The following is a 17880-nucleotide window of genomic DNA, read 5'->3' as shown; positions in this document are numbered from 1 at the left end:
GCTTGATTGACGGCTATAAACGCATTGGCGTTTTAGTTCCGGTGCTACTGCTCCGGGAAAACAATTATAAGATAGCGTGGAACAATGAGGATTTTGTAAACATAGGCCTTGACATTGCCGCCACGACGATGGACAAAGATGAATTGACACCATTTATACCACGAAAATTAAACAAGAACTAAAAGTCCGCCTTAAGGCTCGTTGAATTAGGGATTTTAGAAAAACTGATTTAGAGAGTCTTTAGGTGGCAAGATAAAAGGCTATGAGTTTCAATACTCACAGCCTTTTTTATTTCTGGTTAACATAAAAAATGTTATTCTAAACTTCTTATTCTATCTACAAGACTATTTTGGCTGTGCTTTTCATAAAACTTTCCAGTAAATATTACTCCAATGATTATATTTACAAAGTTTACAAGAATAAGTGGCGTGATTACAAATTTATAAGAAGTCCACTTAGTTTGTTCCATAAAATCCATCAAGATATATTTATCTACAAGAAGCATAATAATGAAAGAAAATACTAATCCACAGAAAGAATAAATCAAATTCTTTTTCACCAAATATTTTTTAATATTTTTCTTTGTCATTCCAATTGCTTCAAGGATTGATAAGTTCACCATATTTCTCAAAATTTCAGTAGCAATAACATTTATAAAATTCAGTACAGATATTAAGAATAATACTATAGATAAACTATAACCCACAAATTCTATAAGATTTTTGAAATCTTTAAAAGACTTTATTTGAAGATCTCTTGAGTCATAGGAAAATCCTGGTTCATTTTCAAAAGATTTTAATAACTTATCAAAATTTTCCTTTTCACTATCTTCTACATCAAATCCATAGGACATTATACTATTATCGCCTGTGAGTTCTTTGTACAAATTAGGATTTAAATAAAAATATTCTAAATCTAACTCAGGGCTAGACTCATCAAATTGATTTTCCTGGATAATAGGATAATATCTCAATCCATCGGAAAAATTATAATTAATATTTCCCATAATTTGGACTTCTTTAATGCTATTTTTTACTTTGATCTTTATTTTATCGCCAGCTTTAAATGAAGATTTCTTATCGCTATCTTCACCTACAATGACATAATTTCCAGTTTGCCATTTATCTTTATCAAAATCTCCATCTATAAATTTTTGTTTGTTTATTAAATAGTCATCTATTCCCAATAATATTGGAGCAACTTTATTGTCTTCTATTTTTATATCCGGATATGTGTACTCATAACCGTATGAATATAAGGCACCTCCACTTTTAAATCCTTTATGGTTTTCTATTTCACCGATATACTTTTCATTAATACCGTCTTCACTTCCTGAGTACATATACCTAAAATATTTTGGGCTTGCTATATTATAGTCCGTTGCAATTACATCAGAAATCCCCTTTTCTAGATCAATATTGTCTGTATAAGTTAAGACACTGTTCAAAATAACAGCAGATAAACTCATAGAAAGAACAATTGAAACAAATCTAAATTTATTGGAAAATACTTGTCTTTTTGCAAGTTTTCCTAGTGAAATAGAATTACTTTTGTATTTCTTTTTTACTTGAGTTTCATTATATTTACTAGCATCTATTGGAGAAACTTTTGCCGCATACCTTGCTGGACTCATAACGGATAGAAAAACAGTTAATAAAGTAAATATGGTAGAGAAAAGTATAACTAATAATATTAAGGCTAATGATAGATTTATATTCGCTAGCATTACATTAGTAGAAAATATTTTATTTAAAATTATTTTACCAATAGAAATACCTATGGCGTTTCCTATTATTATAGATGGGATTGAAACTATAAAAGATTCTAAATGAACAAGCTTTTTAACTTGAACTTTTGTCATACCAATTGTTTTAAGTAGTCCAATTAAATTTATATCTTCATTTACAGATATTTTAAATATATTATTGATAATTAAAAATCCTGCAATCATTACTAAAATTAATAAAAGTAATGCGTGTAAAAATATCAAAAAGTCTGCGTTATCACCTCTAGATAAAATATAAGCAAAATTAACACCAATTCTTATTTCTTTATCAGATAAATTTCCAGGGCTATCTGCTACTTTATATCCATTCCTCTCTGCTATTTTTAAGAGTTTATCTTTTATCATAAAAGAGTTTTTTAGCATTACTTCCATATCGTTATTCGTATCTGGTAGTAATAATTTATCCACATAGGATTTCGATAAGTAAATTTGTCCTACACCAACATTGGAGTCAATAGGACTTTGAAAAGTTCCAGATATAATAAATTTATCACTTTTCTTTTCAATAATCTCTCCTGTGTAAGGTTTTTCAATACTGTATGGAATTTCTATCTCTTCTCCAATTTCACCCTTATAACCTAACTTTTTTGCAGTTGCTAAATCTATAAATACGTCGTTTTCTTTTTCAGGAAATTTCCCTTTAACTTTTTCTATTAGCGACCATTCAAATCCATTGTTATCTATATAGGATAGTTCTGCACTTATTTTTTCATCATCAAGAATACCAACTTTCTCTCTTATTGAAAATTCCTTTATGTCTTTATCCTTGGATAAAATACTTATGTCTTTGTCAGAAAGTTCTTTAAAAGAGCCATGGCTGATTGACCCCACAGTTTTCATCGTTTGGGTTTCCATGCTTTTTCCTAAACCTAAGGCTACGGAAAATAGACTTGTAAATAGTATAGAAGTCAAAGCAATTGCTAATAAGAGAATATTTCTCCTACTTTTATTTGCATTTAAAATACTTTTTGCAAGACGCCTTATATAAGCTCTATTTTTGACTTTCATTTTTTTCCACCAGCTTTCCATCTTCTATCCTTAGAGTTTTTTCTGCAGCTTGAGCGACGGCATCATCGTGAGTAATCATAAGAATAGTATTTCCAAGCTCTTTATTAATCTTTTTTAGTAAGTAAACAACTTGGGAAGAAGATTTTGAATCCAAATTTCCTGTAGGTTCGTCAGCTAGAATTAAAGATGGTTTGGTAACCAAGGCTCTTGCTATGGCAACTCTTTGTTGCTGTCCACCAGATAATTCGTTTGGCATTTTATTTTTTTGATCACTTATCTCAAGTATATCTATTACAGAATCAACATATTTTTTATCTACCGCATCCCCATCTAGACCAAAGGGAATAATTATATTCTCATACACATTTAACATTGGCAAAAGGTTATATGCTTGAAAGACAAAACCAATATTTCTTCTCCTAAAAATAGTTCTCTCATCATCTTTTAAAGCATAAATGTCTGTACCATCAATCAATACTTTTCCGCTTGTAGGATAATCAAGTCCACCTAGTAAATGTAATAGGGTTGATTTCCCAGATCCACTTGCTCCAATTATAGAAATAAATTCTCCCTTGTTTACTTCGAAAGATACTCCATCAAGAGCTCTTACTTCCACGTCATTTGTTTTATAATATCTTTTTAAATTTTCTACTTTTAACATATATGTCACCTCTTTACATTTAATATAACATTCATATCTTACAAAGTACTTACAAGACTTCTTACAGTTTTGTAAGAAAAAAGACTTCTCACAAGGGGAAGTCTACTGAAAATTTTATTCTATTTTCGTCTAAAGACGCTCTTATATTTCCACCATGCTTTTCTATAATTTCTCTGGCTATAAATAGACCTAAACCCAAACCGTCCTTGGAAACTGAATTTTTTCCTCTATAAAATCTTTCAAATATCTTTGGCAAAGTTTCTTCTGATAAGTCTTTGCACTCATTTTCTATGTCTAGATTGTAGTTTAGGTAAGATTTATAAACTGAAATGTTAATAGTAGAACCATTGGGCGAGTATTTTATAGCATTATCTACAAGATTGTGGATAGCTTCTTTAAGCCATCTTTCGTCCAAATTGAAAATTAAGTCTTCGGCTTTTAAATCTATGATTATACATTTTTCATCCAATATTACTTTAAATTCTCTCAAAACATCTTCTACTATATCTTTTAAATTTGCTTGATGTTTTTGTAAGGAAATAATATCGGATTCTAGCCTAGAAGATTTTACTAGGTTTTGAATTAAAAATTCTAGTTTATTAAGTTCATACTTTATAATTTCAAGATACTCATCTTTCGGCTCATCTTCTAAAAGACTAATGTATAAAGAAAGATTGGTAATGGGTGTCTTAGTTTGGTGTGATATATCTGCTATTAAATCTTTTGTTTTACTTTTTTCTGTATTTATTTTTGTTTCTTTTACTTGGCTGGCATATAAGAATTTAATGAGTTTTGATTTTATTTTAGATAATTCCTTTTCATCAAATTCTGTAGTTTCTAAATTTCCATCCAAAGCCTTATCAATGTAGTCTGAAAGTTCACCCAGTTCATTTCTCAAGACAATGTATTTATATAAAATAATTCCAATTATAAGAGCTAAAAAACCTATTAAAACTGCCATTTATAACCAACTCCAAATACCGTTTCTATTGGGTCATAAGGTTTTAATTTATTTCTTATCCTAGAAATATTGACGCTCAGTGTATTTTGATCAATAAATTCATCATCTATTCCCCAAACAAAATCAAATAGTAATTCCTTAGTAATAACCTGAGACTTGTTTTTTATCAGGTAGTACAAAATTTTTGTCTCTGTTCTTGTGAGATCTATATTTTTATTATCTACATAGAAATTACTTTCATTGAAATTAAAGTCTAAACCCTCTTTCTTGTAAAGATTTAAATCACTAGACACTATTTTTTCAAAGGCTCTTTTTATCTTTGCTTCTAGGATTCCTAAAGAAAAAGGCTTGGTTAAATAGTCGTCTGCCCCTAAATTTATAGCTGAAATGATATATGCTTCAAGATCTATGGCAGATAAAACTATAATGGGAATTGATGAAGTTTCTCTGATATATTTTATTATTTCAAGACCATCTCCATCTGGTAAGTTCATATCGAGTAAAATCAAATCCGCATCATCAATAAAATTTTTAGCTTCACTAATTGTGTTTACAGAAAAAATTTCATATTCTTTATTTAAGGCTATGGAAAGTCCTTTATTTAAATTTTTATCATCTTCAATTATTAATATCTTTTTCATAGTTTCTGACACCATCAATTAAAGTCCGTAATTACAAATATAATACAGAATTCTTATATAAACTGTCACTTATTTCTATACTCCAATATTTCTGATATATCACACTTAAAATATTTACAAATTCTACCAAGTATCTCCATACTAACATTTTCATCTCGTCCCATTTTAGCTATGGTATGAGGAGTTGTGTTTATGGCTTTTTGTAAGTCTAGTTTATTCATCTTTTCATCTATTAATTTTTTCCATAATTTATCATAGGAAAATCCCATAACTCACCTCAAATTAATCTTCTACTTTGTACAGTTTTTCTATAATATTATACCACATTCTACAACTTAATCTTTACATATTTCTTAAGACGGATTTATTTCCGTCTTTTTTTAATTAATAGAATTAAATTTTCTAAATAGCTAATCAAAACCACCATTTTTGTCTTAGGGCTAGTGAAGGGAGAAATATTTTTTTAATAACCGGAAAATTCATCCTAATTCCTACTTATACAGATAGATGAAGAAATAATTACTCAAAACCTTTGAAAATGTCCTGAGTCTTTTAGGAGAGAAAAATTTTTAGCACAGGTTGAAAAAACTATGTTTTTCTTCGCCTGTGATATGAGAGGAAAAATAAAACCTAACAAAACCATCAAAAATGTCCTAGGGCTAGTAGAGGGAGAAAAATATTTTTAAAATAACCGGAAAATTATTTCTCAACTTTACTTATATAGGTAGAGGATAAAAAGATTACTCAAAACTCTTCTAACTGTCCTAAGGAATATGAGGGGATATTTCTTCTTCAAAAAAATATGAAAGGAGTAGATATGTGAATTTAGAAAATATACCAAAGTATTTAAAAGAAAATGCAAGCTGGTGCTTATGGAAATATGAAACAAGAAATAATAAGGAGACAAAGATACCTTTTAATCCAACTACAGAAGGCTATGCATCCGTTAATAATCCAAAGACTTTTACATCCTTTGATAAAGCATCTGAAAAACTTAGTTCCTATGATGGACTTGGGATAAGAGTTGATGGAAAACTCGTAGCTATTGATGTGGATGACTGTGTAATCAACGGAGTTTTAAATGATTTAGCAAAGGAAATAATTAGCCATTTTCCACAGTCATACATTGAATTTAGTCCAAGTGGTAAGGGACTTAGAATCTTTACTTTTCTACCAAACTCAATAACTTACAACAAGGACATCTACAAGATGAAAACTAAAAAAGTTGAAGTCTATGTTGCTGGCTTTACGAATCGCTTTGTAACTGTGACAGGTCATGTCTATCAAGAAGGTGAGATTGTCGAAGAATCCAATGGATTACTCTGGCTTTTAGAAAAATATCTGAAAAGAGAAAAACAAAGTAAATCTACTAAACAAAATTTTAAAAGCTATTTAAATGATGAGGAAGTTATTGAAAAAGCATCTAATGCAATTAATAAAGAGAAATTTTTAAATCTATGGGCTGGAAACATTAAAGACTATCCCTCTTACAGTGAAGCAGACCTAGCTTTAACTTCAATCCTTGCATTTTATGCAGGTGGAAATGCTGACCAGATAGATAGGCTCTTTAGACAATCGGAACTTTTTAGGGATAAGTGGGATGAAAATCGAGGAGGAAAAACCTACGGAGAAATAACCATTGAAAAAGCAATCTCCTCTTTAAAAGAAGTCTATAAGCCTATTGCAAGAATAGACCCAAGTATCGAGTTTGACTTATCTATTGAAAAGTTAAAAGAAATGGGACTTCCTTTATCTTCAAAGTATTCATGGACAGATATAGGTGCAGGAAAAATTTTTGCAGACTTTCATAAGGATTCTCTTCGCTATGTTCCAGAAAGGAAAGCCTGGTATTTCTACGAAGACGGAATCTGGATAGCTGATACTGGAAGTTTAAAAGCTATGAAATTATGTATGAAACTTGCAAACCTACTTCATATCCTTGCCCTTGATATTGAAGATGAACATAAAAGAAAAGCTTATATCAAATTCTCAAACAGATGGCAAGCAAGAGGTTATAGGGTCAGCGTATTAAAAGATGCAGAGGTTCATCATCCATTAAATGTATCTGACTTCGATAAAGACTCCTACCTTCTAAACTGTACAAATGGGACTTTAAATCTAAGAACAATGGAATTTTACGAGCACAGAAGTTCTGACTATTTAAGCAAAATGGCTGATGTTATCTATGATCCTCACTCATTAAATGAGAGATGGAACATCTACATTGATGAAATTATGAGTGGAGATAAAGAAAAAGCTAATTTCCTACAAAAGATATTAGGTTATGGGCTTACAGGAGATACAAGGCATGAGTGCATGGCAATTCTTTATGGAATGACCACGAGAAATGGCAAAGGAACTCTTTGTGAATCCATATTAAAAGTCCTCGGAACTTATGCCTGTTCATCAAGACCTGAAACACTAGCTCTAAAAAACAAAGTAAATAGTTCTGGACCCAGTGAAGAGATAGCGAGACTTGCAGGAGTACGCTTTGTAAATATTCCAGAGCCAGGCAAGGGACTACCCTTAAATGTTGCACAAGTTAAAAGTCTTACTGGTAATGACACTATTAATGCAAGATTTCTACATGAGAATTCCTTTGACTTTAAACCTCAATTTAAAATCTACATCAACACCAACTACCTACCCATAGTTAATGATGTGACTGTATTTACCAGTGGAAGAATGCTCATCATTCCCTTTGACAGGCATTTTACTGAAGAGGAACAAGATAAAACATTAAAGACAGAATTTGCAAAAGAAGAAGTAAAGTCTGCAATCTTAAACTGGCTTATTGAAGGCTACAAACTTTTACAAAAAGAAGGATTAACTATTCCTGATTCAGTAAAAGATGCAACTCTTAAATACCAAAAGGAATCAGATAAGATTGCTATCTTTATGGAAGATTGCTTAGAAGAAGGGAAAGACTATGAAGTTAGAACCTCTGAAGTTTACGAAAGGTATAGGTCTTGGTCTTTAGAAAATGGCTACTATCTTGAAAGCATGAAGACCTTTAAGCAATCTCTGGAATCTAAAGCAACCATCAAAAGAAAAAGACCTAAGGATGGAAAACACAAGACCACAGTCCTAACAGGCTATAGGTTAATTTCTGAATTTCTATAAAGTCTGTGGCAATGTGGCAGATGAAAAATTTAATTTAGAAATTTTGTATCTATATGGATAATACTTTTTTACCTGCCACACCTGCCCTCATTTAAGGAGGTGGTGCTTATGATTGTGTGTAATTAGAAGTTTAAGCAAAGTTAAAAAATTAGGAGGAATATAAATGATTACAAAAGAAGATTTAGAAAGAAAGTTTACTTTAAAAAATAAGATTGTGGTGACTTCCCCAAAGGGAATATCTACAGAATTAAAAAGAAAAAAAGATGATAGGTATGTCATTAAAAAAGATGAAAGCGAAATCAAGCTAAATGACTTAAAAGACTTAACTGAATATTGTAAGGTTATGTGCATTTACAGAAACAATGAAAAAGTCACTGAAGACTTATTGGAGAATGCCTTTAAGCTACGAGATACGATTATTCTTCATAAGTCCGACAAGTCACCTGTAAAAGTTGTCAAAGAAAAAATATACAACTACACACTGGATAATCAAGATACAGTTATTCCATTCAAAGGAACAGAAAGTATCGTAGCCTTTCTAAAGCAAAATAATTTTAGTCTATAAATAAAGGTGGCAATGTGGCAGGTAAATATATAGGACTTAAAACTTCTATTCTCTATGGGAAGTTTAATTTTCACCTGCCACACTGCCCCAGATATTTTGAAAGGAGCAGAAATGATTATTGGAGATATTTTTGAAAAAGATAGACTCACAGCTGTGGACTTAAAGGACACTAAGTATGAAATTCTAAATGTAATTAACAAAGATAAGTATAAAATTATCCTCGCTAAAGGAGACAAGTCTTATCTTGTAATTGATGGAAGATTTAAGAATATGTTTTTCCCTTCTTTAGAAGAAGCCGAAGAATATATTGAGAGTAAAAAATAATTTGTAACCCAGGGGGCATCCTAATCTCCAGGAGACTTTTTCCTATCAACGGTGCCGCCCTCTTACGCACAAAAAAACAAGTTCAAAGGGGGTATTAACCCCAAATTTAAAAATATAAAGGAGAAATTTATGTTAATTAAAGAAAAATCAAAAAGAAACGAAATATTGTCTGCTAATTCCTATAAAACTAATTTATGGAATTATTTAAGAAACAAGGATGAATCATCTTATTCAGATTTTAAGGGTCTTGGTCTTATCCAAGATGGCTCACCTTTTATGGATGCAGAAAGCACAGAATACTTTATAGCTAAACTTACAGAAAAGAGCGTAGTTAGAAAAGAAGCTACAGTTTTAAAAAATGATATAGATTCATCTTCTATTGTAACTTTCCCAAGTAAATCTATGGCGACTTGGACAAAAGCAGGAGAACATGACCTATTTGCAGATGCCTTAGAAATGAAAGATATGGATGTGAATTTAGAATACAACACATTATCTAACTTAATTACAATTCACGAAGATTTTCTAAATGATCCTCAAACTAAGATTGAGAAAATAATCCTAGATACCTTTGCTCATAATTTTGCTAAGGCAGAAGATAAAGCCTTTGTAGAAGGTAGTGGTCAAAATGAGCCATTGGGGATTTTAGAAGATGACAAAATTAAAAGCCTATCTGCTACAAAAGAACTAAAGCTTGATGACTTGAAAAAACTATTCTTCTCTTTAGATAGTGAATACAGGGAAAATGCAAAATGGATAATGAATGATAAAACTGCTCTTTATCTTCAAAGCTTAAAAGATGGTCAAGGTAACTTCTTGTGGAATCAATATGATGTCACTTTCATGGGAAAAGAAATTCTAATCTCAAACTTTATGCCAGATATCGATACAGGTAAAAAACCAGTAGCTTTAGGTGACTTTTCAAATTATTGGATTATTGAAAGACAAAATCCTACCATAAAAAGATTGTCCGAGATGTTTATTCTTAAACAACATCAAGGCTTCATTATGCGAGAATATTTAGATGCAAAGCTAATGTATAAGGATTCAGTCCTTACTTTATCCATTGAAGAATAATGCCAATGGTAGAAACTAAAAAGAATGAGATTAAAAAGTCGGAGAATATCGAAGTATCTGGCACAATCTTTACAGTTCACTCTATGAAAAGTGAAAATGCAAAAAAGAGTGTCGAACAAATCATAAGAAAGCTCATATTAAACAATGTGGATACTTTGAATAGATCCAATTTATCAGCTTAATTAACTTGATATAGTCTGAAAAGTACGGGAATATGTAATTGCCACTTGAAGGCTGTCCGAAAGGAGGAGAATATGGAACAATTAAATAGACAGTCTTCTTACTTTTCAGCTAATGAAAAGATTACAGCATTATACTGTAGGCTTTCAAGAGATGATGAACTTCAAGGCGAAAGTAACTCCATAAGAAATCAAAAGGACATATTAGAAAAATATGCTCTGGATATGGGATTTGAAAACCTAGAGTTCTTTGTGGATGATGGTTATTCAGGAACGAACTTTGATAGACCCTCTTGGAATAAACTAAATGCCTTAATTGAAGATGGAAAAGTTGAAAATATTATTGTAAAAGATATGAGTAGACTTGGTAGGGATTATCTAAAGGTAGGATTTTACACAGAAGTCTTATTTCCAGATAATGATATACGATTCATCGCTATAAATAATGGTGTGGATTCAAATAACCAAGTAGAAAACGACCTTACACCCTTTATCAATATCTTCAACGAGTTCTATGCTAAGGATACAAGTAAAAAGATAAAGGCTGTTTTTAAGGCTAAGGGTCAAAGTGGAAAACCACTAACAACTAATCCGCCTTATGGTTATTTAAAGGATAAGGAAGATAAAAACAAGTGGATCGTTGATGAAGTTGCAGCTGAAACTGTAAAGCTAATTTTTAACCTTTGTATTAAGGGTTTTGGTCCAAGTCAAATTGCCTGTGAACTAAAGAGTAGAAAAATCCCAACCCCTGCCGAGCATTTTAAGTCTATAGGACTCAATTTCCCTGTTGACACTCCAGAAGAGGAATGTAATTGGAATCCTGCTACAATAGCTACTATTTTAGATAGAGAAGAATATCTTGGGAAAGTTATAAATTTTAGAACTAAGAGAAAATCTTACAAAACCAAGAAAAGTGTAGACAATCCAAAATCTGAATGGGCTATCTTCGATAATGTTCATGAGCCGATTATTGATGAAGAAACCTTTGATATTGTAAAAAGGATAAGAAAAACAAGACGAGTTCGTAACAGCTTAGGAGAAATGCCTGCCCTATCTGGTATGCTCTATTGTGCAGACTGTGGAGCAAAATTGTATCAAGTAAGAGGTAAAGGCTGGTCTCGTGATAAAGAATACTTCGTTTGTGCATCCTATAGAAAGCAAAAAGGCAAATGTACCTCACATCAAATTAAGAACATTCAAGTTGAAGAAATTCTTTTGAGGGAGATTAGGAAAGTTACAGCCTTTGCAAAAGACCATGAGGAAGAATTTGTAGATTTAGTTTTGAAGAAGAAAACCAGCGAGTTAAATCAGGTATTAAGAAGTCATAAAAAGGAACTAGACGATTCTAAAGATAGAATTGCAAAACTTGACTCTATTGTCCAAAACCTCTATGAAGACAACTTGGAAGGTAAAATATCTGACCAAAGGTTTGAAAAAATGGCTAAAGCTTATGATGAAGAAGAAATTTCACTTCAAAAAAGAGTAGCTGAACTTGAAGAAACCATTACAAAATCGAAGGAAGAAGAGCTTAATGTGGAATCATTCCTAAAGCTTGTGAGGAAGTACACCGATATTAAAGAACTTGATCCAGAAATGATAAGAATATTTGTAGACAAGATTTATGTAGAACAATCAGAAAAAGTTCCAGGTACAAATTTAAAGAAACAGACCATTTGGATTTATTGGAACTTCATAGGGAAAATTGACATATAAAAATCGGCACAAAGGTTAATACCTTCATGCCGATTAAATTTTAAGGAAATAAATCCCTAATTAAGAGCCCCTTAAAGCTTGCTTTTTTATTGGACAACCAAAGTGTCTACGGACTATGAAAAAATCGTGGCATTACGTGGAGAAAGACCTCAAGTATTGCCCTTTCTCTTCTTATGGTCTACTGCATAGGACAGATAATTAAAAATGTGTCGGAAAGTGCAAAGGATCACAAGATTTGAGGGTGGTCATTCGAGGACTCGTTCAAGGTTATAACAAAAAACACACCCCTGCGGGTGTGTGACTTAAAAAATAAATGTATAGGGTTTCCAAGAATGAGTTAATAACTCGGCTTAAGCGTAACTATGTAGAGTGGCTCATGATAAAAATGGTGGAGACGGCGGGAATCGAACCCGCTGCCTCTTGAATGCCATTCAAGCGCTCTCCCAAGTGAGCTACGCCCCCCAACAATCTATTTCATTGTAAGGGTTTCTCATTCTCTTGTCAATTCCTTTTTACTAAAAATAAAAAGGACACCGAAGTGTCCTTAAATGGTGCGGATGAGAGGAGTCGAACCTCCACGAATTGCTTCACACGGACCTGAACCGTGCGCGTCTGCCATTCCGCCACATCCGCAAATGTAGTTATATTATAACGCTATGCACGATATTTTTCAATTGAATTTTACAAAAAAAGACCTCGGTTTCCCGAGATCTTTGACTATATATTCTCCCACTTTATTCTCCGGCGTAATCCGAGAACTCTTGGATCCAGGTTTTAACTTGATCTTTGCTCTTCAAGTCCGCCACGACGGCGTCAATTTCTTTAAGCAGTTCGGTGTTGCCTTTTTTAACGGCGACGGACGTGCCTTCATCCCCTTCCGCTCCGATATCGATAACAGCAAGACCTTCTTGCAGGGATGCAAATTTTTCACAGACATCCATATCCATAAACACGGCATCAAAAGTTTTATTTTGTAACTCCATAACTATGTTGTTATTGTCTTGAAGTGCTTTGATGTCCGCATTGAAGTGCTCATTGGCATAAGTTTCCGGATACGTGCCCAATTGTACGCCGATAGTTAACCCGGCCAAGTCGTCTTGCGTTTTATACTTGTCTTTATCTTCTTCCCGTACGAGCAAAGCTTCTTTCCCGGAGTAATATGGCTGTGAAAAGTCCACGGATTTTGCCCGCTCTTCCGTTGCCGCTAGACCGGCGATAACCATATCCATCTCGCCCACGTTCAGTCCCGCAAGCAGACCGTCAAAGGACATGTCCTTGATTTCCAATTCGACACCAAGGTGCTCAGCAATAGCTTTGCCGATTTCGATGTCCACACCGATGATTTCATCCTTGCCACCTTCGATGTTGTGCCATTCGTAAGGTGGAAATTCTGCGCTGGTGCCAAGGACGATTTTGCCTTTTTCTTTAATTGCATCAAGTCCGGTTTGTGCTTCTGCCGGCGCCTCACTGCCGCCGGTGCTGTTTGATGTGCTAGCTGTGTTAGCTGTATTAGTTGTGTTCTGCGTGCCGCAGGCCACAAGACCAAATGCCAAAATAATAAGTGCGATAAATTGTAGTGTTTTTTTCATTGTATATTCCTCCCATGATCGTTATGTGCCGGCGTCCTACTCAGCACCTCTCATGGATTTGGAAAGGCGAGCTTCCCAAAGGCTCTTAAAGTTTTTACAACTCAAGATTAAGGCCTCCTTTTTGAAAAAATTTCTCTCATTGTACTAAATGCTGAAAATCATGTCAATAAAAAAAGAGTTCAATTTTCCCATTAAACTCTTTTTTCGCAATGCAAATTTTCTATGCCGCGTGATTATAAAATTTTACTGAAAAAGTCCTGAGTTCGTGCTTCCTGAGGATTGCTAAAAATTTCCTGAGGCGTGTTTTCTTCGACGATAACGCCGCCGTCCATGAAGATGACTTTGTCTGCCACTTCCCGCGCGAAGCCCATTTCATGAGTGACGATGACCATGGTCATGCCTTCCTCTGCCAGGGTTTTCATGACATCTAACACTTCCCCCACCATCTCCGGATCCAGCGCCGAGGTCGGCTCGTCAAAAAGCATCATCTCCGGCTCCATGGCCAGGGCTCGGACAATGGCAATACGCTGTTGCTGTCCGCCGGATAGGGATTTAGGATAGCTGTCTTTTTTATCCGCCAGGCCGAAACGATGCAAAAGTTCCATCGCTTTGCCTTCCGCTTTTTCCTTCGTCCAACCTTTCACTTCCATAGGTGCCAAGGTGATATTCTCCAAGATGGTCTTGTGCGCAAACAGATTAAACTGCTGGAACACCATGCCCATCTTTTCACGGACTTTGTCGATGTTCACGCCGGGCTGATTGATCTTTTGTCCGTCAAAGATCACCTCACCACCGTCAGGCGTTTCTAAGAGATTCAGACAACGCAGGTAGGTGGACTTTCCGGAGCCGGACGGCCCGATAACGACCAGCACTTCCCCTTTGGCAATGTCCTGGTCAATACCTTTTAATACCTCCAAGTCGCCAAAACTTTTTTTAAGTCCCACAGTCTTAATCATTAGCCATACTCCTTTCCACACGCTTCATCACTTTCGACAAAGTAAAGGTCAGCACAAAATAACAGACGGCAGCATAGATCATGGGCCGTATTGGCTGATAAGTGGCCGCTTTAATCGCATTGGCCTTATAGATGATATCCGGTATACCTACCATAACTACAATCGCAGTTTCTTTGATAAGGGCGACAAATTCATTGCCTAAAGACGGCAGGATAGTTTTAACGGCTTGCGGTAAGACGATATAACGCATGGTCTGTTTTTGCGTAAGACCGAGGCAGCGTGCTGCTTCGGTTTGACCTCGAGGTACAGAGAGAATGCCGCCGCGAATGAGCTCGGCATTGTATGCCGCTTCATTTACAATGATGGCCAGCGAACAAAGAAAAATAGAATTGGTCAAAAAGGCATTGGTATCTTGCAAATAAGCTTTCAGACCAAAGTAAATGAGGAGCAACTGCACCATGAGCGGCGTGCCCCGAATAATTTCCACATAGACATTGCCGAAGGTGCGGAACACTTTCTTCTTTGAGAGCTTCAGTCCGGTAATAAAAAGACCGAGCAGGGTCCCCCCTACAATCCCTATTAAAGAGAGGAGTAGGGTGGTTCCCATGCCGGCCAAGTAGGACTGATAATATTTTGAAATAAAATCCAGTTCCGTTTGCAGCATCTTATTCTCCCAGCTTCATGTACTGATCAAGCCATTGTTCCACTTGCCCGTTGGCATTTAACTCGGCAATGACCGTATTGATTTCTTGAAGCAGGGCAGTGTCGCCTTTCTTTACTGCCACAGAGAAACCGGGTTCATTTGGTACACCGATATCGACGACAACGAGACCATCTTGCATAGCCGCAAATTTCTCAGCCGCCGTCTTTGAGAAAAAGATGACATCCAGACTCTTGTTCTTCAACTCCATGACCAAATTGTTGTTGTCTTGAAGGGCGGTGACTTCTGCATCAAAGTTTTCATTGGCATAAGCATCCTGCGTGGTGCCAAGCTGCACACCGATCTTCAGCCCGTTCAGTTGATCAGCTGAAGTGTACTTATCTTTATCTTCTTCACGTACGAGAAGGACTTGCTCGGTTTCGTTATAGGCGTCAGAAAAGTCTACCACTTTTGCCCGTTCTTCATCAGCGGCCATACCGGCGAGCACCATGTCCATGTCACCGACATTTAATGCTGCAATCAGACCGTCAAAGGACATATCTTTGATTTCCAGTGCCACCCCGAGGTGTTCAGCAATGGCCTTTGCAATTTCAATATCCACGCCGACAATCTCGTCGTTGGCGCCGTCAATTTGGTGCCATTCATACGGCGGATAATCTGCGCTGGTACCGAGAACGAGTTTGCCGTCAGCTTTGATTTTTTCAAGCGCAGAACCTGTAGCCGCATCAGCGGTCTCTGTGGTTTCCGTAGTTGTTTCAGTCGTAGTTTCCGTTGTGGTAGTGCTTGATCCGCAGGCAACAAGGCCCAATGCAAGGATCATGAGCAGTAATACTTTTAATGATTTTTTCATAAATTCCTCCCAAGTTATATGTTAGTGACGATCCGCCTTGAGGATCGATCTCATGGGTTGGGAAAGACGTGCTTTCCACGTGCTCTTCAGATTGTTATAACCCAAGATTAAGGCCTCCTTTTAAAAACATTGGAACTATTATAATAAATCCACTATTTATTTTCAATAACTTTATGGATATTACGTTGAGGTTCGACTATGATAGTTTTATGACTACTTATTTTATCACAAGCCTCGGCGCAGGCCGCACCTCTCCCGAGGCCACAAGACAACTTCAAGACGCCTTTCCTGACGCCGTCTTTTATACAACCACCCATCCTCACCACTTGGAAGAACTCGTCGCACGCCACGCCGACGAACCGTGCCGCATCTTCGTGCTCGGCGGTGACGGCAGTCTCAGCGAGGCCGCAAGACAACTTAAAGACAAACCCGCTGCTCTGGGCGTCATCCCCATGGGCACTGCCAACGACTTTCACAAAAGCCTCGCCGTGCCGTTTTCGATTGACGCTGTCAAACACGCCACAGTAAAACCTGTGGATCTCTACGAAGTCAACGGCCGCATCGGTCTAAATGTCATGAGTTTCGGTTTGGACACGGAAGTGCTCGCCGACACCTATGCAATCCTACAGCGACGGCCATGGCTAAAAGCTCGGGCTTATCTTTTCGGTGTGATGTCCGCTTTAAAACGACGCCGCGTACTCCATGCCCACATCACATTAGACGGCGTGTCCTATTTTGACGGCCCGCTGCTTCTGGGCACCGTGTGCAACGGCGGCTACTACGGCGGCGGCTTTCACCCCGGCTCCTGCAATATTGCCGACGGAAAGCTCGATGTGGTTCTGGCCAAAGACGTCCCGTGGCAGCTGTTGCCTCGCCTCGTTTTTCAATACAAAAAGGGGACGTACCACAAGTCGCCTTACATCAGTTTCACCACAGCCGACTCCGGCACCTTTCTTTTTGATACGCCCACTCTGGCTAACGTGGACGGCGATATCTTCGAGACGGACCGGCTGGACTTCAAAGTCCACAAAGGAGGGTTAAATCTTGTCACCTACTAAATCCGTCCTCATCACCGGCGGTGCGCGGGGCATCGGGCGCAGTCTTGCCCTGGCCTTTCTAGCGCGCGGTTATAACACCCATATTTTCTATCACCGGAGTGAGGCCGCGGCAAAGACGCTTGCCGCACAAGGCATGCACACCTACGCCGTCGACCTCCGCGACCACGACGCCATCTGCCGCGCCGTCGCACACATCTTGGAAACCGGACCGATTGATGTCCTCATCAATAACGCCGGCATCAGTGAAACCACACTCTTCCAGCACACGGAGCCCATCACCTTTGAGAATCTCTTTGCCGTCAATGTCACCGGTGCCTTTTATGTCACGCAGGCAGTGCTGCCTTCTATGATTGAGAGAAAATCCGGCGCTATTATCAATATCTCAAGTATCTGGGGCGCTCGGGGCGCATCCTGCGAAGTGGCGTATGCCATGACCAAAGGCGCCATCGATGCCATGACCCGTTCCCTTGCCTTGGAAGTTGCTCCCAGCGGCATCATAGTGAACGCCATTGCCCCCGGCTGTGTAGAGACCGACATGATGGATCGCTACACAGACACGGACATGGCCGCCATACTGGAGAACATTCCTCTAGGGCGTATGGCAGGCCCCGATGAAATTGCGAGCTTTGCCCTGTATCTCGCTGAACAAACCTATGCCACCGGTCAAATTTTCACCTTGGACGGCGGCATGGGTGTCTAACAGCAAAGACCCGCTTGTAAAATTTCAG

The 17880-nt window shown here is 36.7% G+C and carries 17 protein-coding genes and 2 tRNA genes; 8 read left to right on the top strand and 11 right to left on the bottom strand.

Features of this window, described 5'->3' with window-relative positions; translation table 11 throughout:
- Positions 1-2: 2 nt before the first annotated feature.
- On the top strand, positions 3-182 hold the full coding sequence (locus tag O6R05_RS00675) for a hypothetical protein (protein ID WP_271191639.1): 180 nt from the start codon (positions 3-5) through the stop codon (positions 180-182).
- A gap of 131 nt (positions 183-313) precedes the next feature.
- Here O6R05_RS00675 and O6R05_RS00670 read toward each other — a convergent pair whose 3' ends face one another.
- The 5 genes from O6R05_RS00670 to O6R05_RS00650 form a co-directional block, all read right to left on the bottom strand.
- Complete coding sequence (locus tag O6R05_RS00670; RefSeq protein ID WP_271191638.1) at positions 314-2815, bottom strand: ABC transporter permease; 2502 nt, start codon at positions 2813-2815, stop codon at positions 314-316.
- On the bottom strand, positions 2778-3455 hold the full coding sequence (locus tag O6R05_RS00665; protein ID WP_271191637.1) for an ABC transporter ATP-binding protein: 678 nt from the start codon (positions 3453-3455) through the stop codon (positions 2778-2780). Before O6R05_RS00665 ends, O6R05_RS00670 begins: the two co-directional genes overlap by 38 nt.
- An 88-nt stretch (positions 3456-3543) precedes the next feature.
- Complete coding sequence (locus tag O6R05_RS00660; RefSeq protein ID WP_271191636.1) at positions 3544-4416, bottom strand: sensor histidine kinase; 873 nt, start codon at positions 4414-4416, stop codon at positions 3544-3546.
- Entirely contained in the window at positions 4404-5057 is a 654-nt protein-coding gene (locus O6R05_RS00655) for a response regulator transcription factor (protein WP_271191635.1), read from the bottom strand. The genes O6R05_RS00660 and O6R05_RS00655 overlap by 13 nt, the downstream gene beginning before the upstream one ends.
- 65 nt (positions 5058-5122) lie before the next feature.
- Entirely contained in the window at positions 5123-5326 is a 204-nt protein-coding gene (locus O6R05_RS00650) for a helix-turn-helix domain-containing protein (RefSeq protein ID WP_271191634.1), read from the bottom strand.
- A gap of 550 nt (positions 5327-5876) precedes the next feature.
- Between O6R05_RS00650 and O6R05_RS00645 the strand changes: the two genes are divergently transcribed.
- The 5 genes from O6R05_RS00645 to O6R05_RS00625 all read left to right on the top strand — a co-directional run bounded on the left by O6R05_RS00645 (position 5877) and on the right by O6R05_RS00625 (position 12038).
- Positions 5877-8180: a phage/plasmid primase, P4 family gene (locus tag O6R05_RS00645; protein ID WP_271191633.1), complete on the top strand. Its 2304-nt coding sequence runs from the start codon at positions 5877-5879 to the stop codon at positions 8178-8180.
- A gap of 163 nt (positions 8181-8343) precedes the next feature.
- On the top strand, positions 8344-8745 hold the full coding sequence (locus tag O6R05_RS00640; protein WP_271191632.1) for a hypothetical protein: 402 nt from the start codon (positions 8344-8346) through the stop codon (positions 8743-8745).
- 54 nt (positions 8746-8799) lie between these two features.
- On the top strand, positions 8800-9069 hold the full coding sequence (locus tag O6R05_RS00635; protein WP_271191631.1) for a hypothetical protein: 270 nt from the start codon (positions 8800-8802) through the stop codon (positions 9067-9069).
- A 129-nt stretch (positions 9070-9198) separates the two neighbouring features.
- Entirely contained in the window at positions 9199-10146 is a 948-nt protein-coding gene (locus O6R05_RS00630; protein ID WP_271191630.1) for a phage major capsid protein, read from the top strand.
- Between the two features lie 254 nt (positions 10147-10400).
- Positions 10401-12038: a recombinase family protein gene (locus tag O6R05_RS00625; RefSeq protein ID WP_271191629.1), complete on the top strand. Its 1638-nt coding sequence runs from the start codon at positions 10401-10403 to the stop codon at positions 12036-12038.
- A gap of 386 nt (positions 12039-12424) precedes the next feature.
- Here the strand turns inward: O6R05_RS00625 and O6R05_RS00620 are convergent.
- The 6 genes from O6R05_RS00620 to O6R05_RS00595 form a co-directional block, all read right to left on the bottom strand.
- Positions 12425-12500, bottom strand: a tRNA-Ala gene (locus O6R05_RS00620).
- Between the two features lie 87 nt (positions 12501-12587).
- Positions 12588-12671 (bottom strand) — tRNA-Leu (locus tag O6R05_RS00615).
- A 101-nt stretch (positions 12672-12772) separates the two neighbouring features.
- Positions 12773-13627: a transporter substrate-binding domain-containing protein gene (locus O6R05_RS00610; RefSeq protein ID WP_271191628.1), complete on the bottom strand. Its 855-nt coding sequence runs from the start codon at positions 13625-13627 to the stop codon at positions 12773-12775.
- A 233-nt stretch (positions 13628-13860) separates the two neighbouring features.
- A complete protein-coding gene (locus tag O6R05_RS00605) occupies positions 13861-14583 on the bottom strand; it encodes an amino acid ABC transporter ATP-binding protein (protein WP_271191627.1) in 723 nt (240 codons plus the stop codon).
- On the bottom strand, positions 14576-15247 hold the full coding sequence (locus O6R05_RS00600; RefSeq protein ID WP_271191626.1) for an amino acid ABC transporter permease: 672 nt from the start codon (positions 15245-15247) through the stop codon (positions 14576-14578). The genes O6R05_RS00605 and O6R05_RS00600 overlap by 8 nt, the downstream gene beginning before the upstream one ends.
- Before the next feature lies 1 nt (position 15248).
- Entirely contained in the window at positions 15249-16094 is an 846-nt protein-coding gene (locus O6R05_RS00595) for a transporter substrate-binding domain-containing protein (RefSeq protein ID WP_271191625.1), read from the bottom strand.
- A 209-nt stretch (positions 16095-16303) separates the two neighbouring features.
- Here O6R05_RS00595 and O6R05_RS00590 point away from each other — a divergent pair, with 209 nt between their 5' ends.
- Complete coding sequence (locus O6R05_RS00590; RefSeq protein WP_271191624.1) at positions 16304-17152, top strand: diacylglycerol/lipid kinase family protein; 849 nt, start codon at positions 16304-16306, stop codon at positions 17150-17152.
- Complete coding sequence (locus tag O6R05_RS00585) at positions 17139-17852, top strand: SDR family NAD(P)-dependent oxidoreductase (RefSeq protein ID WP_271191623.1); 714 nt, start codon at positions 17139-17141, stop codon at positions 17850-17852. Before O6R05_RS00590 ends, O6R05_RS00585 begins: the two co-directional genes overlap by 14 nt.
- The last annotated feature ends 28 nt before the right edge of the window (positions 17853-17880 follow it).

The sequence above is a fragment of the Peptoniphilus equinus genome (assembly GCF_027921445.1).
Taxonomy (GTDB): domain Bacteria; phylum Bacillota; class Clostridia; order Tissierellales; family Peptoniphilaceae; genus Peptoniphilus; species Peptoniphilus equinus.
Note: the sequence above shows the minus strand (reverse complement) of the source record. Positions and strands in the feature narration are given on the sequence as shown.